The organism is Nitrospirales bacterium (assembly GCA_031315865.1).
Lineage (GTDB): Bacteria > Nitrospirota > Nitrospiria > Nitrospirales > UBA8639 > JAGQKC01.
This window is the reverse complement of record JALDRJ010000002.1, coordinates 1,510,274-1,536,287: the sequence shown is the minus strand read 5'-3', so window position 1 is coordinate 1,536,287 and position 26,014 is coordinate 1,510,274. Positions and strand designations below refer to the sequence as shown.

At 49.4% G+C, this 26,014-nt stretch carries 22 protein-coding genes and 4 tRNA genes; 23 read left to right on the top strand and 3 right to left on the bottom strand.

Annotation, left to right across the window (positions count from 1 at the left end; genetic code table 11):
• Nucleotides 1-31 precede the first annotated feature (31 nt).
• On the bottom strand, nucleotides 32-844 hold the full coding sequence (locus MRJ96_07095) for a tetratricopeptide repeat protein (protein MDR4501197.1): 813 nt from the start codon (nucleotides 842-844) through the stop codon (nucleotides 32-34).
• Nucleotides 845-1,045: 201 nt separating this feature from the next.
• Here MRJ96_07095 and MRJ96_07090 point away from each other — a divergent pair.
• The 18 genes from MRJ96_07090 (at nucleotide 1,046) to MRJ96_07005 (ending at nucleotide 18,130) form a co-directional block, all read left to right on the top strand.
• A tRNA-Val gene (locus MRJ96_07090) sits at nucleotides 1,046-1,121 on the top strand.
• 137 nt (nucleotides 1,122-1,258) lie between these two features.
• Nucleotides 1,259-1,336, top strand: a tRNA-Asp gene (locus MRJ96_07085).
• A 98-nt stretch (nucleotides 1,337-1,434) separates the two neighbouring features.
• A complete protein-coding gene (locus MRJ96_07080) occupies nucleotides 1,435-2,157 on the top strand; it encodes a MotA/TolQ/ExbB proton channel family protein (GenBank protein ID MDR4501196.1) in 723 nt (240 codons plus the stop codon).
• Nucleotides 2,154-2,582, top strand: a complete 429-nt coding sequence (locus tag MRJ96_07075) for a biopolymer transporter ExbD (protein MDR4501195.1) — start codon at nucleotides 2,154-2,156, stop codon at nucleotides 2,580-2,582. The genes MRJ96_07080 and MRJ96_07075 overlap by 4 nt, the downstream gene beginning before the upstream one ends.
• Nucleotides 2,583-2,658: 76 nt before the next feature.
• Nucleotides 2,659-4,284, top strand: a complete 1,626-nt coding sequence (locus MRJ96_07070) for a TonB family protein (protein ID MDR4501194.1) — start codon at nucleotides 2,659-2,661, stop codon at nucleotides 4,282-4,284.
• Nucleotides 4,281-5,630, top strand: a complete 1,350-nt coding sequence (gene tolB, locus MRJ96_07065; GenBank protein ID MDR4501193.1) for a Tol-Pal system beta propeller repeat protein TolB — start codon at nucleotides 4,281-4,283, stop codon at nucleotides 5,628-5,630. The genes MRJ96_07070 and tolB overlap by 4 nt, the downstream gene beginning before the upstream one ends.
• Before the next feature lie 47 nt (nucleotides 5,631-5,677).
• Nucleotides 5,678-6,754, top strand: a complete 1,077-nt coding sequence (locus MRJ96_07060; GenBank protein MDR4501192.1) for an OmpA family protein — start codon at nucleotides 5,678-5,680, stop codon at nucleotides 6,752-6,754.
• A gap of 33 nt (nucleotides 6,755-6,787) precedes the next feature.
• Entirely contained in the window at nucleotides 6,788-8,704 is a 1,917-nt protein-coding gene (locus MRJ96_07055) for a hypothetical protein (GenBank protein MDR4501191.1), read from the top strand.
• Nucleotides 8,705-8,897: 193 nt separating this feature from the next.
• Complete coding sequence (ybgF, locus tag MRJ96_07050) at nucleotides 8,898-9,788, top strand: tol-pal system protein YbgF (GenBank protein MDR4501190.1); 891 nt, start codon at nucleotides 8,898-8,900, stop codon at nucleotides 9,786-9,788.
• Between the two features lie 91 nt (nucleotides 9,789-9,879).
• Nucleotides 9,880-11,694, top strand: a complete 1,815-nt coding sequence (gene mutL / locus MRJ96_07045) for a DNA mismatch repair endonuclease MutL (GenBank protein ID MDR4501189.1) — start codon at nucleotides 9,880-9,882, stop codon at nucleotides 11,692-11,694.
• A 67-nt stretch (nucleotides 11,695-11,761) separates the two neighbouring features.
• Complete coding sequence (gene miaA / locus MRJ96_07040) at nucleotides 11,762-12,742, top strand: tRNA (adenosine(37)-N6)-dimethylallyltransferase MiaA (protein MDR4501188.1); 981 nt, start codon at nucleotides 11,762-11,764, stop codon at nucleotides 12,740-12,742.
• A 30-nt stretch (nucleotides 12,743-12,772) separates the two neighbouring features.
• Nucleotides 12,773-13,666 (top strand): S-methyl-5'-thioadenosine phosphorylase, encoded by an 894-nt coding sequence (gene mtnP / locus MRJ96_07035; GenBank protein ID MDR4501187.1) that lies wholly within the window; start codon nucleotides 12,773-12,775, stop codon nucleotides 13,664-13,666.
• 8 nt (nucleotides 13,667-13,674) lie between these two features.
• Nucleotides 13,675-14,589, top strand: coding sequence for a PfkB family carbohydrate kinase (locus MRJ96_07030; GenBank protein ID MDR4501186.1), 915 nt, complete (start codon nucleotides 13,675-13,677; stop codon nucleotides 14,587-14,589).
• Nucleotides 14,590-14,686: 97 nt separating this feature from the next.
• Entirely contained in the window at nucleotides 14,687-15,598 is a 912-nt protein-coding gene (locus MRJ96_07025; protein MDR4501185.1) for a DUF4115 domain-containing protein, read from the top strand.
• Nucleotides 15,599-15,778: 180 nt separating this feature from the next.
• Entirely contained in the window at nucleotides 15,779-16,057 is a 279-nt protein-coding gene (locus tag MRJ96_07020; GenBank protein MDR4501184.1) for a c-type cytochrome, read from the top strand.
• A 190-nt stretch (nucleotides 16,058-16,247) separates the two neighbouring features.
• The gene (locus MRJ96_07015; protein ID MDR4501183.1) at nucleotides 16,248-16,763 is read left to right on the top strand and encodes a c-type cytochrome; all 516 of its coding nucleotides are present in this window, start codon (nucleotides 16,248-16,250) and stop codon (nucleotides 16,761-16,763) included.
• Between the two features lie 230 nt (nucleotides 16,764-16,993).
• Nucleotides 16,994-17,197: a hypothetical protein gene (locus MRJ96_07010; GenBank protein ID MDR4501182.1), complete on the top strand. Its 204-nt coding sequence runs from the start codon at nucleotides 16,994-16,996 to the stop codon at nucleotides 17,195-17,197.
• A 78-nt stretch (nucleotides 17,198-17,275) separates the two neighbouring features.
• Nucleotides 17,276-18,130, top strand: coding sequence for a HEAT repeat domain-containing protein (locus MRJ96_07005; GenBank protein ID MDR4501181.1), 855 nt, complete (start codon nucleotides 17,276-17,278; stop codon nucleotides 18,128-18,130).
• 73 nt (nucleotides 18,131-18,203) lie between these two features.
• Here MRJ96_07005 and MRJ96_07000 read toward each other — a convergent pair whose 3' ends face one another.
• Nucleotides 18,204-18,629, bottom strand: a complete 426-nt coding sequence (locus MRJ96_07000) for a hypothetical protein (protein MDR4501180.1) — start codon at nucleotides 18,627-18,629, stop codon at nucleotides 18,204-18,206.
• A gap of 138 nt (nucleotides 18,630-18,767) precedes the next feature.
• A complete protein-coding gene (locus MRJ96_06995; protein ID MDR4501179.1) occupies nucleotides 18,768-19,667 on the bottom strand; it encodes a hypothetical protein in 900 nt (299 codons plus the stop codon).
• Between the two features lie 211 nt (nucleotides 19,668-19,878).
• Here MRJ96_06995 and MRJ96_06990 point away from each other — a divergent pair, with 211 nt between their 5' ends.
• The 5 genes from MRJ96_06990 to MRJ96_06970 all read left to right on the top strand — a co-directional run bounded on the left by MRJ96_06990 (nucleotide 19,879) and on the right by MRJ96_06970 (nucleotide 25,835).
• Nucleotides 19,879-21,894 (top strand): ATP-dependent helicase, encoded by a 2,016-nt coding sequence (locus tag MRJ96_06990; protein MDR4501178.1) that lies wholly within the window; start codon nucleotides 19,879-19,881, stop codon nucleotides 21,892-21,894.
• A gap of 4 nt (nucleotides 21,895-21,898) precedes the next feature.
• Nucleotides 21,899-22,810 (top strand): hypothetical protein, encoded by a 912-nt coding sequence (locus MRJ96_06985; GenBank protein ID MDR4501177.1) that lies wholly within the window; start codon nucleotides 21,899-21,901, stop codon nucleotides 22,808-22,810.
• Between the two features lie 124 nt (nucleotides 22,811-22,934).
• A tRNA-Arg gene (locus tag MRJ96_06980) sits at nucleotides 22,935-23,010 on the top strand.
• A gap of 228 nt (nucleotides 23,011-23,238) precedes the next feature.
• Nucleotides 23,239-23,314, top strand: a tRNA-Lys gene (locus MRJ96_06975).
• 310 nt (nucleotides 23,315-23,624) lie between these two features.
• Nucleotides 23,625-25,835 (top strand): hypothetical protein, encoded by a 2,211-nt coding sequence (locus tag MRJ96_06970; protein MDR4501176.1) that lies wholly within the window; start codon nucleotides 23,625-23,627, stop codon nucleotides 25,833-25,835.
• Nucleotides 25,836-26,014: the final 179 nt, after the last annotated feature.

Here is a 26,014-nt window from a genome sequence, read left to right as displayed (position 1 = left end):
ACGTTGAGATTGTCCCTCCTTCCATGAGTATTTATTTTTCATTTGATTGTTCACCCTTCTCCTCTTTTTTCTGTATAGATTCCTGATCCTCCGACTCTTCTTTTTCCGGCTCAGTTGCCTCAGACTGGCTTTCTTCCGGAGACAAAACCTGTATGCGAAGTGAAGCCTCCGTGGTATAGGGAGAAGTCGGAAATTGATCCACGAGGTCCTTATAGCGAACTAAGGCCTTCTCCAGCGTACCATCCGCTTCCTCCAGTTTAGCGAGCTCGAACAAAACCTGATCTTTATTCAAGACATGTGGCAACGACAAGATATCCGAGAACTCCTGAAAGGCTTTTTCTTTATCCCCATCAAATAAATACGCATAAGCTAACCGCTGACGAACAAGCCCTTGCAGCATGGAATTCCGCCCATATTGATCGATAAAACGTTGGTAAGCTTCGATCGCTCCCTTATAGTCTTCCTGTTCTGCCAAGCTATTTCCCAAAAGATAGAGTGCGCTCTGAGCCGGAGTTGTTCTGGGATAGTCAGCCAGGATTTCACGAAATAGTCCAGCGGCCTTGCCTACATTGGCTTTGGATTGTTCCGCATCATCCAATGATCGATCCAGATAGTGAGCTTGGGCCTGGCCTTCCAAGACCCATGCCTCCTCAGTTTGTCGATGTTCGAACCACATGACCAATCCACCGACCACCCCGACAAGAATGGCCAAGAAGAGTCCACCGAGCACAGCTGTTCGATTCTGCTCGACAAAGAATAGAAAGTGATCTTTACGACTTAACAATTCTGTTTCGTCTATCCCCCTGCTTGAGGTAGGAGCGGGCGTTTTAATTTTATAACTCATGAACTCTGTTCCCGGCGCGAAAAACGTCTAAAATATAGCCTGTGTGGCTGCAAGCCAACGACTTCTCACCACCCGTGCTTATACTTGCCCTTACGATTCATGTCAATGTTTATCAGTCATTGACCGATCTGGTTGACAACGGCCTAGTGACTGATATAATTGTGGAGTCGTACGATATTTGCCCTAGCAGCGTCTCTATTCAGGCGGATAGCTCAGTTGGGAGAGCGCTGCCTTTACACGGCAGAGGTCACAGGTTCGATCCCTGTTCCGCCTACCAGCCGAAAATTTCATTCGTTGATGCTAGTGCATGAGATCGACATATCGTCATCCCAACTATTCAGGTAGACTGCGTATCACATAATTCTTCCTCAGTGGCGTATTAAGAAGGGGCATTTGCCCTGCCAAGGAGCAGACGGGGCCGTCGTTCAGCCAGGTTAGGACGCCAGATTGTCAATCTGGAAGTCGCGGGTTCAAATCCCGTCGGCCCCGCCATCCATTCCACATTTTGAGACTACCTTGCCGAGTGATTTCAGGTTTTCCCATTTGATTCATTAATGACCATCGCAAGATAGGAGGCAAAGATACTGATTATGTTATTTGCAGATCCTATGGAATTGTTCAGTTCTCTCGGATCCCTCTCTATCGTGATCCTGCTGACACTCGCGATCTTTTCCGTCGTGTCCTGGGCGATCATCGTGCAAAAGTGGCGACGGTTCCGAGTCATCGATGAAGAAGATACGCAATTTCTGCGTGCCTATGAATTAGGGCCACAGCAAATCAACGAGCTTCGCCTTCAGGCTCAAGAGCTCGACGCGAGTCCTAGCGCCGCTGTCTATCTTGGAATTATCGACCGCCTGCCGTCGTTTTCGGATCTCCTCGACACGAGTCATCAACTCGAGCAGGCTCAACCCGAACGGTTCCCGGAACGCGACTATCTGGAAAAAGTCAGCCAACACATCATTCAGAACCAAATCAGCCACCAAGAATCGTATCTTCCGTTTTTAGCGACCACGGGGAATCTCACACCCTTCATCGGGCTTCTGGGTACGGTCTTGGGCATTATCAGCGCCTTTCGGGAGATAGGCGTGCAAGGGTCGGCAAGTATCGCGTCGGTCGCTCCAGGAGTTGCTGAAGCGTTGATCGCCACCGCGGCTGGATTATTCGCGGCTATTCCTGCCGTCATTGCCTACAACTATTTCCTTGCTAAAATTAGAAAGACGGTCTTTCGTGTCGAAGCCTTCGGCATTGAATTTTTGAATTCCGTCCAGGAACTGAATCACGCATCAAAGGAAACAGCTGAGGTTGGACGATGACCTCTCAATCCAAGGACCAACGATTTCTGTCCGAGATCAACGTCATTCCACTCGTCGACGTCGTACTCGTTCTCTTGGTGATCTTCATGGTGACGGCTCCAATGCTCCATCGAGGCCTGGATATCACACTTCCGACATCCACCTCCAACAATATTAAGGCTCAAGAGCGACTGGTGGTCACAGTCAAACCGGATCAAACGCTGCTCTTAGGTAACGAAGCCATCAGTCCGATTGAATTAGGCGTCAAACTGCGTGAAGCCAAAGCTGCCGACCCACTCGTTTCGGTCTACTTACGAGCCGACCAAACCGTCCCGTATGGAACCGTCGTCCAAGTCATGGATGAGATCAAGGGGGCAAAGATTGAACGACTGGGGATGGTCACCGGCCCTAAAATCGAGAAGATTGACGGACAAACGATCAAGTAAGGCCTCATAATTTCTCCTCTCAACAATGACGCATGAAGAGTCAGCCAATCTCATTTCATTGGGGCTATCGTCGAGTATGTCAGACGAGGCCACCTCACTGCGACGGTGGTTGCTCGGATCATTGGCTATCCATGGCCTGCTCATTATCTTTTTGACGACCTTGCGATTTTCTCCCACACTCGAACAACCACTACAATCCTACGAAGTTTCCCTGGTCAATCCATCGGATTTTGATACTCCTCAGGCAAAGTCACAACCCCAAACCAAGGCAAGAGTAACGTCGCAGGCGAAGGCAAGCCGTCCAAAAGCAAAACCGGTCACACCTCCAAAGCCCAAGGCTCCGCCACCTCCTCAACCAGTGCCCAAGGCTCCACCACCGCCCCCTCCTCCACCGGCACCTAAGTCGCAACCCGCTGAACCAAAACTTGCGCCATTGCCGACACAGGCGGCATCTGAGCGACTATCCGATTCATTTGCCGGTGCGGTCAAGTCTGTGGTTGTTCCTGAGAAATTATCGGCTCACCGGCAACAGACGCCTATACCATTGACTCCTTCGCCGACCGAGCCAGACACCCCTAATGCGCTCGAAGATATCAAACTCCCGACGTCTGCGCCTAAATTAGCCCGTCCACAGCGTCTCGAACCACAAACTCGCGTCACGATTCCCACACCGCCTCCCCAGTCCCCTCCTCCTTCTCCACAAGCGGCAACCACAAAACCAACTCCGACGCCAAAACTTCCTTCTCCGAGCGTCCAGGAAGAGACAGCCAAGGCGCTTCAAGCTCTTAAAGCTCCACCCGAAGCACCGACACTCAAGTCCATACAGCCCTTTAAAAGAACAAGACGTAAAGAGGACCCTACCCCCCAAACGGAAAAGCTATCAGAGTCACTTCGCAAATCAATTCAGTCTGTGAAGGTGCCAAAAGCCAGGGTAAAATCTATAAACAAGATATCTCCCAAAACTCCTGAATCAACAGTTCCACCAACTCAAGCACTTCCGACTCCTGAAGCCCCACAACTTGCACGAGTCACGCCTTCACGACAACCGGTCCAAGAGCCGCCACCGAAACAAGAACGCCTTGCCGACTCACTCAAGGAAGTCCTGGGAACCGTGAAGATTCCCAAATTGCGAAAAACGCCTATTACCAAACGGCAACCATCACAACCGACGCAACAGGTTACGCCTCCACCCCAAGCCTCAGAGTCGTCCACTGCTCGTCAAAAGAACTTCAAGCAAGCCGACACATCGAGGGCTCAGAGCTTGAAATCCGAAATTGATGAGCAATTAGCCAAACTGACGATACCGGAAGTGGCTCCGATTGAGTCTCTGAAAGAACGCCTACAAGTCCAGGTTCAGGCGGCTCCTGATGCAGCCTCCGGGAGTGGATCAAGTACTGCCCGCAATTCCGCTGGCCAAAACCGCTACCTTGCCTTGATCGAAGCAAAAATAGAACAAGAATGGGTCGCTCCTCGCGTTTCACTCGCCGAAGATCATCCGCAAGTGATCTTGAAGTTTCGCGTGTTATCATCTGGAGAAGTGACCGACTTGGGCATTCAGCAGAGTTCTGGCAATGGCTATTACGATGCTGCAGCAAAACGCGCAGTCCGCGCGGCTAGCCCATTGCCCCCATTCCCGAAAGATTTGGATTCTTCTTATCTCGATCTTCTTTATAAATTTAGAATAGGAGAGTCTCTGTCATGACTCGAATGCTCCTCAGCTTCATACTCCTCGTAGCTTTATCGATCATGGGAAAATTATGGGTCACCCCACTTTCGTTCGCCCAAGATGCTCTTCTTGAGGCTTCGCGCCCCGACTTTCAGCGAATCCCCATCTGGGTAAGGCAATTCGGAAGTGGAACGTCCAATGGGTCGACTTCTCCCCGCTTTCATGAACCAGTCGTTCCCGTTCTCAAAGCCGATCTCAAACGATCACAGATTTTTACCCCTGTCGATCTGCCAGCGACGCCTGGCAAATTTGCAGAGAGCAAATGCGTAGGGCCAGCAGACGAGAATGAAGCCACAAGTCAGGGCGTCACCGTCTCGACATGGGGACGGGTCGGAGTGGGGAGAACTGATAATGGCGGAATGGGGCTTGTCTTCGACGCCTGCGCCCATGATTCTGGGACCAACGAATTTCTTTTGGGCAAGCGATACTTTTCGTTGAAGGTCACCGATCCGCTCGTTCGGCTTATGGCCCATCGTTGGGCTGATGAGTTGGTTTATCGATATACCGGGGAGCCAGGCATCGCCAGAACAAAAATTGCATACGTTTCTGAAGAGGGCAATGGACGGGAGATTTTCGTGATGGACTATGATGGCTATGGCCCGCAACAGGTCACCGCAGATGGGTTTTTAAACCTGATGCCTGCCTGGGCCCCAGACCGCAAATCGCTCGTCTATACCGCTTATCGCCAGCGGAAGCAGCAAATTGTTCAGCGCATTCTCGCCTCAGGTGAAGAAACTGTATTGGTTCAGCCGGCAAGCTTGAATATCACTCCAGTTTTTTCGCCTAACGGTAAACAACTCAGTTATGCGTCAGCACAAGAAGGCAATTCGGATATTTACACATTGGATCTCGACACGAAGGCCATTACGCAAATCACGTCCCATCGTAGCGCAGATCTTTCTCCATCCTGGTCTCCTGACGGCAAAAAAATTGCTTTCACCTCCGATCGTGGAGGACGACCTCAGATTTACATCATGGACGCCGATGGCTCGAATTCTCGACGACTGACTTATCAGGGAGACTACAATGCCGCTCCCACATGGTCTCCCCGTGGCGATTGGATTGCATTTGTGTGTAGAATTTCAGGAGAAGGGTTTAAGCTATGCCGTATAACCCCTGATGGAAACCGTCAGGTGCAGATTACGTCAGGAAAAAGCATTGATGATTCCCCATCATGGTCACCGAACGGACGGCATATTGTCTTTAGCTCAATACGAAGGGGGAAAAGTGATATTTATCTCATTAATAGTGATGGGACTGACCTCGAGCAACTAACATCGGAAGGCACTCACCATAGTTCTCCGTCATGGTCTCCCTTATGACTTCATTACAGCCACAGAAGCGATCTTCAGCAAAAGGAGTACAGCTTATGCGTCCAGCTTATCAAAAATCAGTGATCATACTCATTATCGGAATGCTCATCTTGATAAACGCCGGTTGCGGGAAAAAACATCTTCACGTTTCCACGATGTCGGGGGCGCCGGGAGAAGAAGAACTGGTGATGATCACCGACTCGTCTGAAGATCAATCGGGCCTTGGTGGCTCTGGACTCGATGAGTCCGGATTGGGCAATGATGGCGCACACTCGTCCCCAGAGGACCTGGAACCGCTGGACTTCACCTATAATCCGACACTTCCGTCAACCCACGCCTCCGACTCCTCGAGTAATACCGATTTGTTTGCAGAACTCGACGATCAAACCGCAACACCCGAAGGTCTCACGAACGACCCTAGCGCTCCTGGGCAAGACATTCAGTCTCAATCTCAGTCCCCGTTCTTGCCTCCCTTGGTGGAATCCTTAGAAGAACCGTCTAACCTTGATGAGACTTTTCGTCCAGCGATGGGGTCCAACTTGTCCAATCTCGATTCATCAAGCCAACCGAGCCAAGGCGCCGCGGACTCATCAGAAGACCTCCCGCCGCTCGTAGCGTTTACCAATCCAGATGAATCCACTTCCGACAACCTTTTCGACCTCGGCAACGCGAATGAAGAGACCACTCTTCCTGTCGAGCAAATTCCAGGGAATATCGCCGTGGCCAAAGCCGAACCGACTGACGCGTTTCGCGAACAACTCGATGAGATGAAAGAAGAAGAAGCTGCAGCCCTCGCGGCAGGCCTGAGTGATGTCTTCTTCGAGTTCGACAGCTGGACATTGACTTCAGAGGGACGGCAAGCCCTTGAACAAGGGGCTGAATGGCTTCAGGGTGAGGCTTCCTCAAAGTTGTTGGTCGAGGGACATTGTGATTCTCGCGGAACTCAAGCCTACAACCTCGTCTTAGGTAAAAAACGAGCGGGTGCCATTCGAGACTATCTGGTTGAGTTGGGAATCACTCCTGACCGGGTTGCGATCATTTCATACGGACAGGATAGACCCTTTTGTACGGATACGACTGAAGTGTGCTTTCAACTCAATCGCCGAGGGCACTTACTCGTCCAAAACCCCTAAACTTGATGCCTTAGAGTGGAGTAACCCATACGCATGATGAATTGGATGAACACACTGAAACTATTCCATCAACCTTGCTCGAAACCTTCGTCCTTTTTAGCCAGCATTGCCATCGTCGGCTGGGCCCTGTTGTTTTCTGGATGTGTGGCACAAAAAGCGGATCTGGCAAGAGTGCAAAAAGACTTGGAGAATCAGATCAAGCAGCTCAACCAAGACAAGCAAGAGCTTGAGACGATCATCTCCAAAAATCGCAAGGAAGCCGAGGAACTTCAAGTACAACAGGACGCGGCGATGAAAGATCTTTTTCGCGCACGCGCAGAAATCCGGCAAGAGCTCAAAGCCTTGCGAGAAGCCGACCTCACCACTCTGACCGGAGATCTGGAAGAAGCGGATTTTCGCTTAACGAAACTCCGGCAAGACCTGGATGCCCAGACTTCACAGTCCGATACAAGATTTCAAGAACTCGAAACTCACGCCAAAGAGCAAAACACGCAGTTAGAGAGCAAACTCTCTACGACTCAAGATCAATTAACTTCATTGATTCAACAGATTGATCAGGACAGCACAACACGCAATCAACAGTTCTCAGAATTTCAAACCTCGCTGTCTTCATTCAAGGATTCAATGGCTGGCCTCGGAAATCAATTGGTTCAGGAAACGGAACGTGCCACTCAAGCCAACACGGAACTGAGCAACCAGGTAGACCAAAAAATCGCTGAAATACACACGACAGGCACCAGTACAGATACCAGATTGTCTGAACTTGAAACGCTATTGACATCCCTGGACATGGAGATGCAAACCCAGAAGACGAATATTCAAGATGTTTCGGGGTCTGTGGGACAAATACGAGTCGCCTTAGAAAAATCCGGAACGCTTGTCGGCGGGCAAGTAGCTAACCTGGAAACGAGTCTGAGTCAACTAGAGACCCATGTGAATACGCTGACAGAGAAGCTCAATGCGGATACGCAGGCCTTGCGGACATACCTAGAGCAAGATGTCAAGACGAGCATGAATGCCATGGCGGAAACGATGGCCGATCAGCAACGCCCCTTGCTCACTCGCCTGGACTCGGCAGAGCATCAACTCCAAGGCCTCACGAGTGAAACTCAAGGAAACATCGCACAACTGCAAGATTTGACACAATCCGTGATCTCGCTCAAAGAAAAGCAAGAATTCGTCGGAGGACTCTTAGGGGAACGAGGCGACAAATTCATGCAAGAATCTGGACGATTAAACGAACGTCTGAACGTGGTCGAATCTCATCAGACGGATCTCGTTCAGCAAGTCGAAGCCAATACTCGGCAAACGACCACCCACCTCGACAAAGTCAATTCAAGTCTGGGCTCTGTCGCGCGGGCCCTGGAGACGACCAGCTCAACGTTAGCCGGTCGGCTCGATAATCAAGAACAACATATCACGAAACTATCGAACGAGATCCAAGCGTTACAACAAGTCAAAAGCGATATAGAAAATAGCTTGTCGACCGTACAAACGACGTCTCAAGTCTCGAACGAAATGCGAACGGCCTTACAAAAGCTCAATAACCGGCTTCAAGAACTTGAAGTCCATCAGTCTGGATTGGTCGGAAAACTGGATGCCGATGCGCAAGCGACGAACAATCATCTCACACAAGTGAATGATGGCATCCAATCAGTAGCCACAGCACTCGAAAAGGTCGACCAAGCCCTTCGCTCGAAAATCGAGACTCAAGACCGGAAACTCAATCAGGCCCTCACGACATTCCAATCCAATCAAGCCTCGTCCGACACCGCTGAAGCCAATGTCGAACACTTGAACCAATTAACCAAAACTCTCAACCAGCTTCGAGATGTGGTCAACACCATTGGCACCAAACTTGGGGGACGTGTTGATCAACATGAGTCTAGACTGGCTGAGCTAGCCAAGCGGGTTAATCTTCTCAGCAGCCGGGCAACGAGCAAAAAGTAACAAAATCTTCTAGATTCGCGAATATCGCTACAACCCTTAGCCAACCGTCCAAGTCTCTTTGTCTCTATCGAGACAGAGGGGCACTGGGCAGGGAGGCCAGACTCGCCCTTTCTCTTTCCTCTTTCTCCTGTTACACTTGATCAAAGAGGGTTATTTTTCAACTACTGACGGTAGGAAAATGCGTAGATCCTTTATGATATCCGCCATAAAGTATCCCTGCAATTTCGGCTTGGTCTTCTGTTTTATCGCGGGGTTAAGCGGTTGCGGGGGAGAACTGAATCTTTCCGATTTAAAGAAACAAGTGGAGACATTAGAAGCGAATCAGAAGAGTTTCAAAAAGCGCGAACAGCAATACTTGAACCGGATCGAATCGTTAGAGTCACAAGTTGATGAGCATGATTTTCTGGTCGGTGAATTGATAAAAACAGAGGAAGAAGCCAGCGTCGACACCCGCAACCTTCTCGATAAACTTGAGCGAACGAGTGCGCGCCTTAGAGAACAGATAGAGCAATCACGAGCATCGGCCCAACGCCGCGATCAAGATCTCTCGATCCGAGCCAAAGCCCTCGAGTCTCGCATCGACAATTTGCTTCAACAGCAGCGTAAAATCCCATCGAAACCCGTCGTGCTCTCAGAACCCAGAGATCAACAGGATTCTCCCCAAGATGATTCTTCCAAAAATCATGTCAATGGCCAAGGCAAGGCAGGCTCCAACAACCAAGCTTCAGTATTTCGTGCAGCTTACAAAGTCTACTTGAATGGTCAATACGAACGGGCGACGGTAGAGTTCAGCCGATTCTTAAAACAATACCCCACCGCAGTTTTGACACCTCAAGCCTATTATTATCTCGGCGACTCACATTACATCCGGAAAGAATACGATGCCGCGACCAAGGCCTTGCGTCACATTCTTACCAACTACCCTGAAAGTAAGTATGTCTCCACCGCCCTGCTCAAACTCGGCCTCGTCATGAAAGAAACCGGGGATAAATCGCAGGCCAAAGAACTATGGAATCGTATCATTGGCGAACATCCAGACTCGCCTGAAGCCTCCTTGGCCAAAGAGCAACTGGAGAAACTCTAGTGATCTGGGTCAGATCCGGGTCGTAAAAACCATGAGCACCCCTTCCCGCTAACATAGCCCGTGCCAGCCCTTCTACAGACCATCAATCATCGTGAACGCCAACTCTTCTCCTAAAATTCAGATCCTGCCCGAAACCGTATCAAGTCGTATTGCCGCAGGAGAAGTCGTCGAACGCCCTTCGGCAGTCGTCAAGGAACTCATCGATAATAGTCTGGACGCTGGCAGCACCATGCTGACGATTACGATCAAAGAAGGGGGACGAAAACTCATTCGGGTTACCGATAACGGACTAGGCATGTGCCCCGATGATGCCCAACTGGCATGCCAGCGGTTCGCCACCAGCAAGATTCGCGATGAATCCGATTTACAGAACATCCAAACCCTGGGATTTCGAGGAGAGGCGCTTCCGAGTATTGCGTCTGTTTCGAAGTTTCGTCTTCTCACGCAGTCATCTGATTTCACAGTGGGGACAGAATTGTATTCTGAAGGAGGAGAAACATGGTCCTCTCGAGAAAGTCCCGCCCCACAAGGCACTCAAGTCGACGTCCAGGATTTGTTCTTTAATACACCCGCACGGTTAAAATTTCTAAAATCCGTGGGAACAGAATTCTCCAAAATTTGCTTAGCTGTTCAACAGGCTGCCCTAGTACATCACGCAGTCCACTTTCGATTGCTCCATAACGATCACTCGGTCTTTGATTATCCCAATACACAGACGGCGGCAGATCGCCTCGTGCAAGTCTACGGCACCCGCTTGATTGACCGAATGCTTCCACTCGACTTTGATCAGGCAGGCATTCATGTCACTGGCCTCACGGTCAGTCCGTACCATACTCGATCCAGCCGAACCCCCCAAGACATTTTCGTCAACCGAAGGGCAGTGAAGAATACGACGATCACCCATGCCGCCTACGAAGCCTATGGTTCGTTTTTACCCAAAGGGCAACATCCGGTCTTCGCACTCTTCCTGAATATATCTCCTGCCGCGATCGACGTGAATGTCCATCCGGCCAAGCGAGAAGTTCGTTTCTCCCAAGCGGACGTGGTCCATTCCGTCATCAAGGCCGCGATCCGACAACCACTCAAAGCCCAAACGAGAGAGAATATTGGCGTAACGCTAGCCGAGGGACACCCGGGGCCAGCCGTATCGGCGGAAACCCATGGGGTTATGCAGTCTTCTTATCGTCAATCAGATCGTCCTTTTGACAAAAACATGTCCACATCCCTTTTCATGCCCCATACACTTGAAACCGCCACAGAAGCCGGGAGAGATCCCTTACTTGCGACGTCGCAAGAAACTCGTCCCACCTATTCCCTCATGTCCGATGAACGACAAATTGTTTCACTCGGACAGGTGCGTCAAACTTTCCTGATCGCCCAAGTGAATGGAGAATTACAAATCGTTGATCAGCACACGGCACATGAACGAGTGCTGTTTGAACGTTTATGGAGAGCCTGGCAACGACAGAAGATCGAGACTCAACCGCTGTTGATCCCTGAACCCATCGATCTTCCCGCCCATCAATGCGACCTTCTGGCTGAATATGTCCCAGAACTGGCCAAGCTTGGATTGGAAATCGAACCGTTCGGAGGACGCTCCTTCGTCATTCGCGCGGTTCCATCGGTTTTAGGAACAATGCCGTATAGCGCGCTGATCCAAGATGTCCTGGATGACCTCGCAGAATGGAAGTCCCACGATTCGCTCGACGCCAAAGTTCGCCCCGTGTTCGCCTCGATGGCCTGCCAAAGCGCCGTCCAAGCTGGACGCCCCATGAATGAACCGGAAATCACGCGATTACTGACCGATTGGGCTGAAGAAGGAAATCCGATGACCTGCCCCCATGGCCGGCGAGTCGCGCTACGATTTTCTCCACAGGAACTGGATAAAATTTTCGGCCGTGCATGAGAATCGGCCTTCACCTGTGTTACAACCTACCATGGTTTCGGACTCTTCCATACGTCCAGTAGAACCCGTGATCGTACTCATGGGCCCCACGGCAATCGGCAAAAGCCGGGTAGCCATAGAAATCGCCAAAGAACTAGAAACGGAAATCCTGACCGCAGATTCCCGCCAAGTCTATCGAGGCATGGACATAGGAACGGATAAGCCCACGCTTCAAGAACGACAGGGCATTCCGCATCGATTGATTGATTTAGTCAACCCGGATCAACACTTTTCCGTCGGTGATTACCGGCAGCATGCGAGACATATGATTGAGGGTCTTCATAAACATGGGAAGATTCCATTGGTCGCTGGAGGAACAGGGCTGTATATTCGCACGTTGCTGCATGGTCTTTGGACAGGGCCACCAGCGAACTGGGATTTACGGAAACAGCTGGATCTCCAAGCCCGTGAGAAAGGAGCTGCCTATGTCCATAGGCAACTTTCCCAGGTCGACCCAGCCTTGGCCCGGCGATTACATCCGAATGATTATGTGAAAGTCCAACGTGGGCTGGAAGTGTACCACGCTCTCGGTATACCGCTTTCTGACGCTCATCAACAGCATAATTTCCAGGAGGCCCCGTATCATGCTCTCGTCATCGGATTGCGGATGGAGCGCGAACATCTGTACCAACGCATCGACGACCGAGTTGAACGGGAAATCGAGAAAGGCTTGATCGACGAAACACAACGGTTACTCGCCGAGGGGTATCATCGACATCTCAGTTCCATGACGAGCCTTGGGTATAAACAGATGGCCGGATACCTCATGGGGGAGTATTCCTACGAAGAAGCGGTCCGGATATTAAAACGGGATACCCGGCACTTTGCAAAACGTCAGATAACCTGGTTCCGGAAAGAACCGTCCGTGCAGTGGTTGAACGTCGCTGCGCACGAATCAGCGACCGACGTAGCGAGTCGAGCCCTGGAGGTGATTCAAGGATTCCTGACTCACCTTCACGACAACGCGCCTCAAAACCTTGAGGCTGTGCCGTCACACACACATTCATGACCACCAGCATGCGCTAAGAGGATGTGACTCATGCCTACGAAACTTCAGGCCGACATCGGGATCATCGGCGGTAGTGGGTTGTATCAGATGGAAGGTCTGGAACAAGTTCAAGAAGTCAGACCTCAGACGCCGTTCGGGCGAATCTCTGACCGGATCGTCCTTGGCAACATCGCAGGGAAGCGCCTTGCCTTTTTGGCTCGCCATGGGAAGGGCCATACCATCTCACCTTCTCAAATCAATTATCGCGCCAACATCTATGCACTGAAATCGCTGGGTGTCTCGCAAGTGTTTTCGGTGAGCGCCGTGGGCAGTATGAAAGAAACTATTAAGCCTGGAGACTTCGTTCTCCCTGATCAATTCATCGACAGGACAACCCAACGATCACACACGTTTTTTGATCAAGGTCTGGTAGCTCATGTGTCCTTAGCCGACCCGATTTGTTCCGCGCTGTCCTCAACCCTCCAAAAAGCCAGTCAAGAAGTGGGCCAGATTGTTCACCGAGGTGGGACGTACCTGTGCATCGAAGGCCCCCAATTTTCGACAAAAGCCGAATCCAGACTTTATCGGCAATGGGGAGTTGATATCATCGGGATGACCAATATTCCCGAAGCCAAACTCGCTCGAGAAGCCGAACTGTGTTATGCCACGCTGGCCCTCGTGACAGACTTCGATTGCTGGCATGAGACTGAAGAGGCGGTATCGGTCGGTGCGATTCTCAACATCATGAAGAAGAATGTGAAAATCGCTCAAGCCGTACTTAAAGCGTCGCTGCGCCTGGCGCCTGAAAATCCACAGTGCTCCTGTCAGACAGCCTTGGAGCATGCCCTCGTCACCCCACCTGAAGCCATCACGGCAGCGGCAAAAAAACGCGTTCATGTATTCTTTTCACGGCAATGGGGAAAACCCCAAACACCAAAAAGGTAAAGCGAATTATGGGAAAACTATTAGTAGTCGGTTCAATGGCATTTGATACGGTACGGACCCCATTTGGAGAGGCCAATGACGTACTGGGAGGGTCTGCGACATATTTCTCCACGTCCGCCAGCTTTTTCACAGAGGTCGATCTGATCGCCGTGGTTGGTGAAGATTTTCCTGAAGAGCATCTTGCCTTTCTTCGGAGTCGGGGGGTGAATTTGGATGGACTTGAAAGACGTGACGGACGAACATTCAGATGGAAAGGCGAATATACATATCAACTGAATGAGGCCCATACCCTCGAAACGCACCTCAACGTCCTCGAGACGTTTCGACCGAAGATTCCAGAACAATACCGTAATCCTGATATGCTGTTCCTCGGAAATATAGATCCAGAGCTCCAGATGGATGTCCTGCAAAAAGTCACGCGTCCATCAGTCGTCGCCTGCGATACCATGAATTTCTGGATCGACGGAAAACGTGAAGCTCTCTGGCAAGTTTTGGAAAAGATTGATATCCTAATCATCAATGATGGCGAGGCACGTGCGCTGGGCGAAGACCCGAACCTGGTGCAAGTGGCTAAACGAATCCTGGCCAAAGGCCCCAAACACTTGATCATTAAACGAGGGGAATATGGAGTCCTCATGTTCACCGGGGATCAAGTGTTCGGTGCGCCGGCTTTTCCCTTAGAACAGGTGAAAGACCCCACGGGAGCGGGCGACACATTCGCCGGAGGTTTCATGGGACACCTAGCCTCGACGGGAGATATGACCGATGAGGGACTCCGGCGAGCCATCATTTTTGGGAGCGTCATGGCTTCATTTAATGTCGAAGCCTTCAGCTTGGATCGCCTGCGTGACCTGGATCGTAAAGAAATTGATGATCGCTTTCGAGAGTTTAAACGGCTCACACATTTCGATGATCTTTCGTAAATCAACGAAACTTACCCAACCCGGCATGCACGTTCATGGCTGTCTCTCTCGATAAAGACGTCGTATATCGGGTGTTCGCATTCCATAGAACTGACTCATGACTGATCGGCCAAGCGACACAACGATGCCCACGCTCGAGTCCATCGGGCCATACCTCAAAAAGATCCGGGAAACCCAAGGCCTTAGCCTGGATCAGGTAGCCTCTCTGACACGGATCCAACCGAAATTTCTTCAAGCGCTGGAAGATGAGGACTTCGAAGCACTTCCGGAACAAGTCTTTGCCCGTGGATTCGTCCGTACATATGCGAAATCACTCAACATTAGCGAAGAAGACGCCCTTCGCCGCTTTTCGGAAAGTTCCCATGAGTTCTATCATCGTGGACAACAGGCTCAACAGCAAATCCAACTTCAAATTCAGGAAGAACAGCGCGGCAAACTCAATCGCAATGTGGTGATCATCGTCACGATCATTATCATTGTGGCCTTAGGTTTCCTCTTGCCCAAAGAACAGCAAAGCTCGCCGACGCCTGCTCCTGCAGATCAAGCAAGCGTCCCCTCCAATCGTCAACCCAAGGACCCGGTCTCGCCTGTCTCCCAAGCGGCTCGCATTGAACCAGAATCAAAAGCATCCAAAAATTCATCAACACAAGTGAAGGAAGAAGTTTCCCCGGTCGCTGAACCGCCAAAGCCACGAGTATCTGCGGCTCTTCCTCCTCCGCCACCGCCTCCGGTACCTGAACAGCCAAAACTCGTGCAACCGGCTTCGACGGAGCCCATTCGCCTTGAGATAGAAGCGACGCAACTGACGTGGGTCGTCGTCCAATCGGATGACGCGAGTCCCAAAGAAGCGCTCCTCCAACCCGGACAACGCGCGACCTGGGAGGCTCGACAACAATTCACGCTGACGTTGGGAAACGCGGCTGGAGCGACCGTTCGATTGAATGGAGAACCCCGAGGGCCTTTCGGTAAACCTGGCGAAGTCGTTAGAGAAGTCGTCTTAACTCCCTAGATGCTTAGCAAGCTTCAAGCTACCCTCATTAGGATACTTTTCATTGCGTTCCTTTCACTGGTCTGGACTTCCGTTCACGCATTACCACCTGAAAGTAGACCCCTGAAACCCCGAGTCCCTATCCAACATCGCACCCATTACAGAAATCTTCAAGCCCCGATGTTCGAGAATTCACGACATGTGGAAAAATCGCTACTCGAGCAAGGGCAAAAGATTTATCAACGTATTTGTGTGAATTGCCATGGGGAAACCGGAAAAGGCGACGGCGTTTCAGCAGGCTTTCTCCCGGTTTTGCCTCGAGACTTTACGAATTGTCGGTTTCAACGAAAGCGGACGGATGGGGAATTATTCTATGTCATCAAATTTGGCAGCTGGCCAATGCCTCCCATGGTCCCCTCGATTTCTGAGAATGAAGCATGGATCGTCATTCCCTATATCCGGACTTTTTGCAAGAATTAATAATTAGTAATTTACACCTATCAACAGTAAGCGTTTCTACAGGAAAAAATGAAAAATTCCTCTTATCTTACAATGAATTACAGATCTTTTCACTCTTACCTTGACATCAAGAAAAAATGGTTGATATATTGGTGAGCTTTTAAGTTTCTCACCACTTCTGCAGTCTATCCCCCTGACAGCTGATATTGTGGTGGAATGCAAATATTTGCTAACGCTTGTTCTTTTTAATGTTAAGGAGGTCTTCATGAAGCTCTTTTTGCGTGCGACTGCGTTTTTGACTGCTGCAGTATTTCTTTCAGCCGGAATGGCCATCGCTGGTGCAGAGAAGGACCCGCTCAAACCCCGAGTCCCTGCGGATCAACGGGGCGAGGCCAAGAAGATGAAAACGGATTTGTACAAGAAAGCTGACAAAGCATCCCCTGAGATTATTGCTGAAGGAAAGAAAATCTTCGAAGGCAAAGGTACTTGCGTGAACTGTCATGGTAAGTCAGGAAAAGGCGATGGTCCTGCCGGAGCGGTCTTAAACCCTGGACCACGTGACTTCACGAACTGCAAGTTCCACAAGAAGAGAAAAGACGGCGAAATGTTCTGGATCATCAAACATGGTAGCCCAGGAACCGGAATGGTCTCCTTGAACCCAAGTGCGATCAACGATGAAGAAACCTGGAAAGTCATCGCCTACGAAAGAAGCTTCTGCAAGAAGTAACATCAAGACGTCAATCAAGAATGCCTAGTCCTGTTCTTGATTGTCAGAACCGTATCTAGGTCTAAAACTAAAACCCCCGTCCTCAGTGTAGGACGGGGGTTTTTCTTTACCCTGCTAAATATCAAAAACCAGAGAATTTTCGCAATGTTGACAGGCCTCCAAGCCCTTGACTAGACTCCTTAAATAATAAGGCTATTCACCATCCTGACGTAAGGGAGCACGACTATCCTATGGCGACTCGGTCACTCGATGAAGACAAACAGATTTTACGTAAAAAAATTCACGACAAAAAGACTGGCAACGAGAGTTCAGAAAGCGATGAAGCGGTTCGAGCTCTTCGAAAACGTTTAAAACGCATTCAACGAAAAGTACGCAGCGCCAAGGCTCGCATAGCCAGGGCCTCTGCGAAAAAGGCTTCCAAAAAAGAATCGTAACGCGATAGCCTTGATACCGGTCTCTATCAGACCTGGGCATTTCACCGAACAGCACCGGGTAAAGGAAGGATGACGAATATGAGCGATGAAACCAAAGACTCCCAAGAAGAACCACAAGAGATAGAGACTTCCGCAGAGTCCACAGAAGTCAGCGATGAATTCGTGGATGAAGTCGCCGACGCAGTGACGGCAGAAGATCAGACTGACCCCGTCGAGGCCAGTGCGGAAGAAGAAGGGACCGAGGAGGAAGGCGAAGAAGAACTCGAAGAAGAGAAAGTCAAAGATGAAATCGACATCCAGGTTGATTTGTTACAGGATACAGACTGGGTCGTTCGGCAAGAAGCCGTCATTACTCTCGGAGAAATGGGAGACGAGCGATGTATTGAACCGCTCGTTCGCTGCTTGCGCGATGGCGATTGGCAGGTCAGAGAAGCGGCGGTTGAAGCCCTTGCCATGATCGGATCGCCTGCCGTCGAGCTCTTATTGAGATATCTACGGGATTGGGATTCCAGAAAGTACGCCATTAAAACACTGGGGAAAATTAATGATGAGCGGGTCCTCGACCCACTCATGTCTATGCTGAAGAATGATGAATTTAAAGACGACGCGACGAGGGCACTATCCGAACTCGGCCAGCCAGCCGTCGAACGATTAATTTCAGCCCTGGATGACAAAGACGAATTTGTTCGAAAGCAATCCATCCTGGCGTTAGGAGAAATTAAAGATCCTGCTGCGGTTGAACCGTTGATTGAAAAACTGAAGGATGAAGATTGGTGGATTCGGTTAACATCGGCCGCCGCCTTAGAAAAAATCGGTGACCCCAGGGGACGGGATGCGATTAAACCGCTACTCAAAGATCCCGATATTGTCGTGCAAATGCGCATTGAACGCATGCTCAGCGCCTGGAAAAAACAGCCCGTGAGTGCAGCTTAGACTGGAAGCATCCTGTCATTGTTGATATTCAGCGGGGAAGGGTACGAACTTCCCGAAACATGGCTTGATTCGCCTAAGGAAGGAGCGAATCAAGCTTTTCCTGGAAGGCATTAAACGTTTCTCGGGAAACTTGCTTGCCCTTGGCTAGTAGTAATTGGGCTTCCAAGATCTCATGCATAAGTTTCTCCACCTGCTTTCCCGCATGTCCATCTCCCGCGGCAGTCTGTGCTTGTCCTAAATGGTCAAAGGCTTGTCCGAGTTCCTTTGCGGCCTCTTTATAATTTCCGTCTAACAACTGTGACTTCCCCTCGATAAGTCTGGCCTTGGCTTGAAGAAAGTCCCGCCGCACCGAAAACCCTTTATCAAAGCCTATCGTCTGCTTCAGGACCTCTCCTGAAAATTCACGTATTTTCTGCTTAATTTCTTCAGGACGTTGTCCCGTGTAATACCCAAACCCAAACACCATGACAAAGGCAACGAGGAGAAAAAGAATTTTCACAACATGCCCTCCACTTGACTGAACGATTGGGACAGATTAGGCGATAGATTGACGCACACCGTGATTGACAAGGCGAACAGACACAGACAAGGTGTCGAAGTAAGAATATATTGACTCAGGGCAGGAGGACTCTCAACATCAGGCATTTCCGACAGGCTGGTCACTGCCACTCCCCGCTTGCGCGAGAGAGGCAACCACGGCGAATCGTTCACCAATAATGCGAGTGACCCGGTTCATATGTTTTGCCAGCTCTTTGACCTCTTGAGGTTGAAGGTCTCGTTGAAACTGCGGGTGAATTCCCCACCAGGAATCGACCTCTTCCCCGGAAATCTTAGACATCACGCGAACGAGTTTGATGATTTGCGCGCCTTCGGAACTCTTGGACTCTGCGCTGGCCGAACTCTTGGACTCCGCACTGGCTGACCGCTCATCCGACACAGCACTCGCCACCGCCTCGACAGCCTCCGTTTTGACAGCAGGCGACGGTGGATTCGACGCGTCTTCAAAAAGTTTCGATAAGGCTGGCACGACGGAACTTGCGCAGAGAAAGGCTGCGGAGGCTAGGCCATCGCTCTTTCCAGCTCCCATTTTATCGGCGACACGAGCCGCAAATGCATGAAACAATGCATCCCGCTCCTTAGACTGCTCAGTCACGACAAATTTATACCGCTCATAAATCTGTCGACTCTCCGCTACCGTTTTTCCAACAGCTAACGTGACCTCCATATCATCGACTTCCGCGGCACTCATCGTTGGCGTGAGTACGGCACGTAATTCGGTCGTCACGTTATCTTCTAAACTATTCATGAATTCGGGTTGATCTTGAAGGGGAATATGAAAGGCCGAAAGACGGTCGACTAGATTAAATTGTACGCGGAGGAATTCCAGATAGATTTCCCACTCTTGGCCTCGTGTGAGCTTGAGCGAACGTTGCTGGTCACTTCGCTTCATGAGCGACACGGACTCACGGGATATTCCGAGCATGGTATTGGCAAGGTCTTTTAAGACTGGTTTGTACGTATCGGGGCCTTTCATCATGATTTCCTTCTCTGCTGAAGATTATCTGAGGATTATACCCTATGTTTTCGGAACCTGTCCAAGGGCGCCCCACGCTCGATGAACTGAACATTGCAACCCCGGAACTCGTATGCTAGAAAAACGTATCGCAGTATCCGTGAGGCGTTGCTCGTAAGACCCCCCAAAAACCATTCACGGAACACAAATAACGGACGACGATTCACGAGTATTTATGGATTCGACCGCACCCGGCCAAAAGCTTTACGTCCTCAAGCGTCCCGCGGTCGAACGTCCCAGCCCCACCCTGTCTCTGAATTACGCCGAAGAGCTGAATCCACAACAATTAGCAGCCGTCGAAGCCGTGGAGGGCCCAGCCTTGGTGATTGCCGGGGCCGGAAGCGGCAAAACGCGAACGCTCGTCTACCGGGTCGCCCGCTTGATCGATATCGGCATCAACCCTGCGTCCATCCTGCTTCTGACGTTCACGCGCAAGTCCGCCCAGGAAATGCTGGACCGCGTAGGACACCTGATAGGGGGACGCAGCGAACAAGTCGCCGGAGGCACATTCCATTCAGTCGCCAATATCTTATTGCGACGCTATGGACGCGCGGTCGGACTCGACCCTGGATTCACGATCCTCGATCGCGGAGATTCCGAAGATCTCATCAATCTTCTTCGCGGACAACTCGGACTCAATGAAATCGGAAAACGATTTCCACGAAAACGCACGATCGCGGACTTATACAGCAAAAGCGCCAATACGTTGGAAAGTGTCGACACGATTCTCCTAAACGACTATTCGCACTTTGCCGAGTTTCTCGAGGAACTCACGAAGCTCCACCAGGCCTACGAAGCCGCCAAGCAACAGCGGCAATTAGTCGACTATGACGACCTACTCGTCAAACTCCGCACGCTGCTCTACACGGACGACACGGCGCGTCATAATATTTCCCAAATTTTCCGGTACATCCTCGTCGACGAATATCAAGACACCAATCGGCTCCAAGCCGATGTGGTGCGCAAACTAGCCGCCACGCATGACAACGTGATGGTCGTCGGCGATGACTCGCAATCCATCTATGCCTTTCGCGGAGCGACCTTCCGCAACATCATGGAGTTTCCTGAGCTCTTTCCCGACACCACCATCTACAAGCTCGAAGAAAATTATCGCAGCACGCAACCCGTGCTCCAATTGGCCAATGGCATCATCGCCAACGCGCCTGAAAAATATACGAAAGAACTCTTCACAAAAAAAACCGACGGGCCACTTCCCGTTCTCGTTCAAGCCGTGGGCGAGAATGCGCAATCCCGATTCATCGCCCAAAAAATTTTAGAGCTTCGAGAAGAAGGCATCGGGCTCGATGAGATCGCCGTGCTCTTCCGATCCAGTTTTAACGCGTTTGATCTCGAGCTGGAACTCACCCGCTGTAACCTCCCATTCATCAAGCGCGGCGGGTTCAAGTTCATCGAAACCGCTCATGTGAAAGACCTCTTGGCATACCTGCGGGTCATGCACAATCCGCTGGATTCGGTGAGTTGGAACCGTATCCTCTTGTTAATCGAAGGCGTTGGCCCTAAAAAGGCCAAGGACCTAATCGCCTCATTGCTCATCACCACGCAACCCTATGAAGTGCTGAAAAGTGGAACAGGACGATCCGCGCATGGCCTCAGACAGTTAGCCGCCCTGCTGGAAAATATTGCCGGCCATGATACCCCGCGCCCCACAGAGCTCATCAGCGAAACGCTGGAATATTACCTTCCCATACTCAAGGATCAGTACGATGACTACCCGAAACGCATCCGGGATCTTGAACATCTCAGCATCATGGCCGAACGTTACCAGCAATTGAGCGACTTCTTAGCCGATCTCACGCTGGAGCCGCCGAATGAAAGTATTATCGACGTGGACGCCCCCGATCGTGATGACGAACGGCTCATCCTCTCGACCATCCACTCAGCCAAAGGCCTGGAGTGGCGATGCGTGTTCGTGATTTGGCTGGTCGATGGACGGTTTCCCTCGGCCTATTCTTTCCTCGCTGACGACGAAGTCGAAGAAGAACGTCGGCTCTTGTATGTCGCAGTCACCCGGGCCAAACAAGAGCTGTTTTTAACGTATCCTATAAACGTCTATGACAAAATGACGGGATCGGTGTTATCAAAGCCATCACGCTTCCTCGATGACATCCCACCATCATTCATGGAAACCTGGAACCTCATCGAAGAAGACCAGGCCTATCATTGGAGTTAAGCCGATGGCACACAACCACACGCAATCGACCATCAGGACGATCATCATCGCAGGAATATTGATGCTGGCATGCGTTTCGAACACCTGGGCCAATGATGCCGCATCCGCTCACATCAAGTCGCAACATCCATGGCCAGCGCTCGTCGAACAAGCGGAAGCCCGCGGCCTTCCCACGGAATTTCTCAAAGAGATTGACCCAACATTCGTCACGGTGGTCTTCGAAGACCTGCGGACGTATGCCGCGGAATATCACCCGGAAGACCATCGCATGATCCTCAACATGCGGCTCTCCTTCAACAAAGCGGGCGGCGTGTTGGCCAACCTCAATCGCATGACCCACCACGACCTGGGCCTGCTCTACCATGAATTGTTCCATGCGTACCTGGACTACCTCTTTTCCGCCAAAGACCCACAAACACTCTCACCAACCGCGCAACAGATTCTGGCTCTCGCCAATAAACAATTGCAGTGCCACTACCGGTTTGTCCGCATCAACCCCATACGGCAACGCAAGGCCGCCACGGAATTACGGTTTCTTTCCAAAGAAGATGCCTGGGAGGTCTTAAACGAAACATGGGCCGTCTTTGTCGGATGGGCCGTCTGGACGCAGCTTGAAATCTTCAAAGGGAATCTAGAAACCGCATCATGGAACGCTGAAACCGTCAACGAATGGAAGCAACGGCTCACGCAAGCCACACAAAGCGGAGAACTCCTGGGTTATTATGAGCCAGACGACCCCCAGGAACGGCGAGTGGCGCGTAAACGCTTTATTGCGCCTTCTAATGGCATGACCCCGAAGGAAGTCGAGCTGATCCTGACCGATATTCTTCACTTGCCGCCAGAAGTCGTTCAAGCGTCTACAGGAGTCATTGAACAGGCGAGAGCTTCGACCGAGCCCCCTCCGTCATGCGACTAACACGAATGTCGGAACTGCCTGGACATCGGCAAGAAAAGCATGCTAGCGTTACATTTTTCTTGATTGATTGCTATCAAAGTAGGCAGGAGAATCTGACAAAGATCTCCATACAGAGAAAGGATTTGCGCCTGTAGCTCAGTGGATAGAGCACTGGCCTCCGGAGCCAGGTGCCGCAGGTTCAAATCCTGCCAGGCGCGCCATCTATTCTGAAACATCGTTTGACTCACAGAAAGAGTTTTCACGAACTTCACATATGAGCAACGAGAACGAAGCTGATTAAGTATCTTCAGTTCTTTTAATCGGGGGTTATTCAAAAAGCTCATCCAGCAAGGCCGCAGGCAGCGAGAGCTTCGAGGCGTACGGGTTGTACGTCGAGAAGCACAAGCAACGAGAACGCCGCTGGTGATCTTTTTCAATAACCTCTAGGTGGGTCGTTAGCTCAGCTGGTAGAGCAGCTGACTCTTAATCAGCGGGCCACAGGTTCGATCCCTGTACGACCCACCATATTTTTCAACCACTTACGCGGATTCCGCCCGTAGCCCCCCTCCCATAAAACCTGTTTTAGACCTGTTTTCCGGCGTCGAGCTCTCCCATGGGCCCCACCACTCTGATATATGCTTTAAAGCTCTTTGTTGTATTCGAAGGGCATCCCAGTCATGAATGTAATCAACCTCCTATTTCTTGTCTTTAAAGTCCTGAGCTAAACATTGGCCATTCCATGACTCTTGGATTAAGGCATGGATTTTCTAAAGAATATGAAATATTCTTTAAAAATATAAAACTACCCTTTTTATTATTCTAAAGGACCAAATTGATGAACGGTGTAGATCCCAAAGCTTGTATGTGTGCTCTAGGACATATCGACGATGGGTTCGTATTTGAAGATTTTGCTAAGAACTTTCTTTCAGGAAGATTGGGGTATTCCTTTGTTCCGGCTGGGGGGATACGAGACAAAGGCATAGATGGACTTGACCATGTTTTCAATCAAGAAGGGAATCAAAAGGTAATATATCAGTTCTCGATTGAGAAAGATGGGGAAGGAAAAGCCTCAGGGTCCGTAAAACTGTTAAAGGACAACAATATTAAATTTGATCGCTTCACATACGTTACAAACCAAGAGATCAAAGACAAAGATAAATTAATTGATGAACTCGCGGATAAACATAAGAAACCAATGCAAGTTTATGACCTTTTATGGTTTGGCGCTAATGTCAACAATTCACCTGCAACAGTGAATGCTTATGAGGTCTTTAAAAACAACTATTTGCATGAGTTTCAAAAACCTGGGGCAGGGTTCGAAATAGGTGATCTTGTCTCTGATCCGCGCCTCTATGTTTTTCTTAGGCAGCAATGGGATATGAGAAAGGATGCATTAAATTTAGACCAAGTTCTGGCTGACACCTTGATACTTTATGCTTTGGAGGGAACTGATCCAGACGAAAACATCCTCAAAAATCGAGAGGAAATTATCAAGGAAATTGGGAAATATTTAAAATTCCAACCTAAAGTTCTGACTTCCCAAATAGATGATAGACTGCAAATTCTTTCTTCCAAACCGGAAAGAAAAATAAAGTATCACACAAAAGACAATGGATATTGTCTCCCTTATGAAACACGCAAAGAACTAACTGATAAAAATCTTAGAGATTTGGCACTTCATAAATCCTTTCGTGAGAGCATTGTCCCAGAGCTTAAGAAGTATTTAAGGACAGATGATGTAAGAATCCAGGATGCAGTTTCCCTGATCAATGAGACTCTAAATAAATTATTTTATAGGCAAGGGTTAGAATTTTCAGACCTAGTAAGTACTGGGCATAGCAAGGAGGCATTTGAAAAGGATCTTTACGGAACGATTTCAGAGGTTGTAGATGAAAGTCGGGTAATCTTGAAGAATAAGCAATCAGTTAAAAAGGCTCTGTTACTGACAATTCGCAATCTCGTGTACCATGGGACAACCGAACAAAAAGAATATCTTAAATGCCTAGCAAATACCTACATGCTGCTATTTTTGCTCCAATGTGAGCCAAAAGTCTCACTCTTTTTTACACAAATGGCATCAAAACTAGATGTGTATGTATGTACTTCTATATTAATTCCCGCTTTATCTGAAATATGTCTTGATGAACAGAATAGACGATATTGGAACCTACTCAGTGGAGCTAAGGCCGCAGGGGTAAAGCTTCGAATTAATGAAACAATACTAAATGAGCTTGCTGCTCACATTAAGAAAATTATTAATAATTATGAAGAAGAATTCAAAGACAGTGAAGAATTATATGACGATGATATAACCATTATTTACATCAAGGAAATCTTGATCAGGGCGTATTTTTATTCAAAACTAAAAAATAATATTTCCACCTTTAATGATTTTATAGACAAATTCTGTAACCCAACCCTAGCCAACCTTAACAGGGATTTGCTGTTGTGTTTACAGGAAAATTTCGGTGTGGAATTCGTTCCTTTAGAAAGCACTGGCATTAATATCGACAAAACTGAACTAACCCAGTTAACAACGGCACTCGAGCAAGAAAAAAGGGATAAACATAGAGCTTCAAACGATGCAAAACTTATTTTGACTATTTTTGCACTCAGGGAAAAGAATAGGGAAATGAGCCACCAAAATTGGTCAGGCTACCGAACTTGGTGGCTATCAAGTGACAAAGTAACACATAGGACTGTTTGTCAGGTCTTTTCAAACAAATATTCAGTGAGCTGTTACATGCGTCCAGATTTTCTCTACAATTATATTTCATTGGCTCCTCATACTGAGGTCATAAAAGAGGTCTACCAGAATATTTTCCCTAACCTATTAGGAGTTAACATCTCTCACAGCCTACCTGATGAAGTTATTAATTCAGTTCGAAGTTTTATTAATGAACATCAAGCAAAAGATAAAGGAAGAATGAAAGGAATTCTTAGTGATCTAAGTGATAAGTTAATAACAGACCCTAATTACAGCTCACGAGAAAGAGTAAATCTCTTTCTTGAGAATCAGAAAAAACAGTTTACTCTCTCCAACTGATAGCTCCATATCAGCTGCTCCACCCCCTTTTCTGGTCCACAAGCCTGGCAGTTTTCCCTTATAAGTTTTTTAGTATTTGATCTTTCACGTCAATATCAGTCTTGGCCTCTTGATTATCTTCTGAACATGGTTATCTAAAAAATAATAGCGTCCAGGCATCCCTTCTCAGCGGGCCGTCT

Excerpts from the sequence above, each read along its gene's own strand:
- MRJ96_06990 (MDR4501178.1), top strand. The coding sequence starts at position 19,879 with ATGGATTCGACCGCACCCGGCCAAAAGCTTTACGTCCTCAAGCGTCCC.
- MRJ96_07005 (MDR4501181.1), top strand. The coding sequence starts at position 17,276 with ATGAGCGATGAAACCAAAGACTCCCAAGAAGAACCACAAGAGATAGAG.
- tolB (MDR4501193.1), top strand. The coding sequence starts at position 4,281 with ATGACTCGAATGCTCCTCAGCTTCATACTCCTCGTAGCTTTATCGATC.
- MRJ96_06970 (MDR4501176.1), top strand. The coding sequence starts at position 23,625 with ATGAACGGTGTAGATCCCAAAGCTTGTATGTGTGCTCTAGGACATATC.
- MRJ96_07030 (MDR4501186.1), top strand. The coding sequence starts at position 13,675 with ATGGGAAAACTATTAGTAGTCGGTTCAATGGCATTTGATACGGTACGG.
- MRJ96_07010 (MDR4501182.1), top strand. The coding sequence starts at position 16,994 with ATGGCGACTCGGTCACTCGATGAAGACAAACAGATTTTACGTAAAAAA.
- ybgF (MDR4501190.1), top strand. The coding sequence starts at position 8,898 with ATGATATCCGCCATAAAGTATCCCTGCAATTTCGGCTTGGTCTTCTGT.
- MRJ96_06985 (MDR4501177.1), top strand. The coding sequence starts at position 21,899 with ATGGCACACAACCACACGCAATCGACCATCAGGACGATCATCATCGCA.
- MRJ96_07095 (MDR4501197.1), bottom strand. The coding sequence starts at position 844 with ATGAGTTATAAAATTAAAACGCCCGCTCCTACCTCAAGCAGGGGGATA.
- MRJ96_06995 (MDR4501179.1), bottom strand. The coding sequence starts at position 19,667 with ATGATGAAAGGCCCCGATACGTACAAACCAGTCTTAAAAGACCTTGCC.
- MRJ96_07070 (MDR4501194.1), top strand. The coding sequence starts at position 2,659 with ATGTCAGACGAGGCCACCTCACTGCGACGGTGGTTGCTCGGATCATTG.
- MRJ96_07080 (MDR4501196.1), top strand. The coding sequence starts at position 1,435 with ATGTTATTTGCAGATCCTATGGAATTGTTCAGTTCTCTCGGATCCCTC.
- MRJ96_07075 (MDR4501195.1), top strand. The coding sequence starts at position 2,154 with ATGACCTCTCAATCCAAGGACCAACGATTTCTGTCCGAGATCAACGTC.
- MRJ96_07060 (MDR4501192.1), top strand. The coding sequence starts at position 5,678 with ATGCGTCCAGCTTATCAAAAATCAGTGATCATACTCATTATCGGAATG.
- MRJ96_07025 (MDR4501185.1), top strand. The coding sequence starts at position 14,687 with ATGACTGATCGGCCAAGCGACACAACGATGCCCACGCTCGAGTCCATC.
- MRJ96_07055 (MDR4501191.1), top strand. The coding sequence starts at position 6,788 with ATGATGAATTGGATGAACACACTGAAACTATTCCATCAACCTTGCTCG.
- mtnP (MDR4501187.1), top strand. The coding sequence starts at position 12,773 with ATGCCTACGAAACTTCAGGCCGACATCGGGATCATCGGCGGTAGTGGG.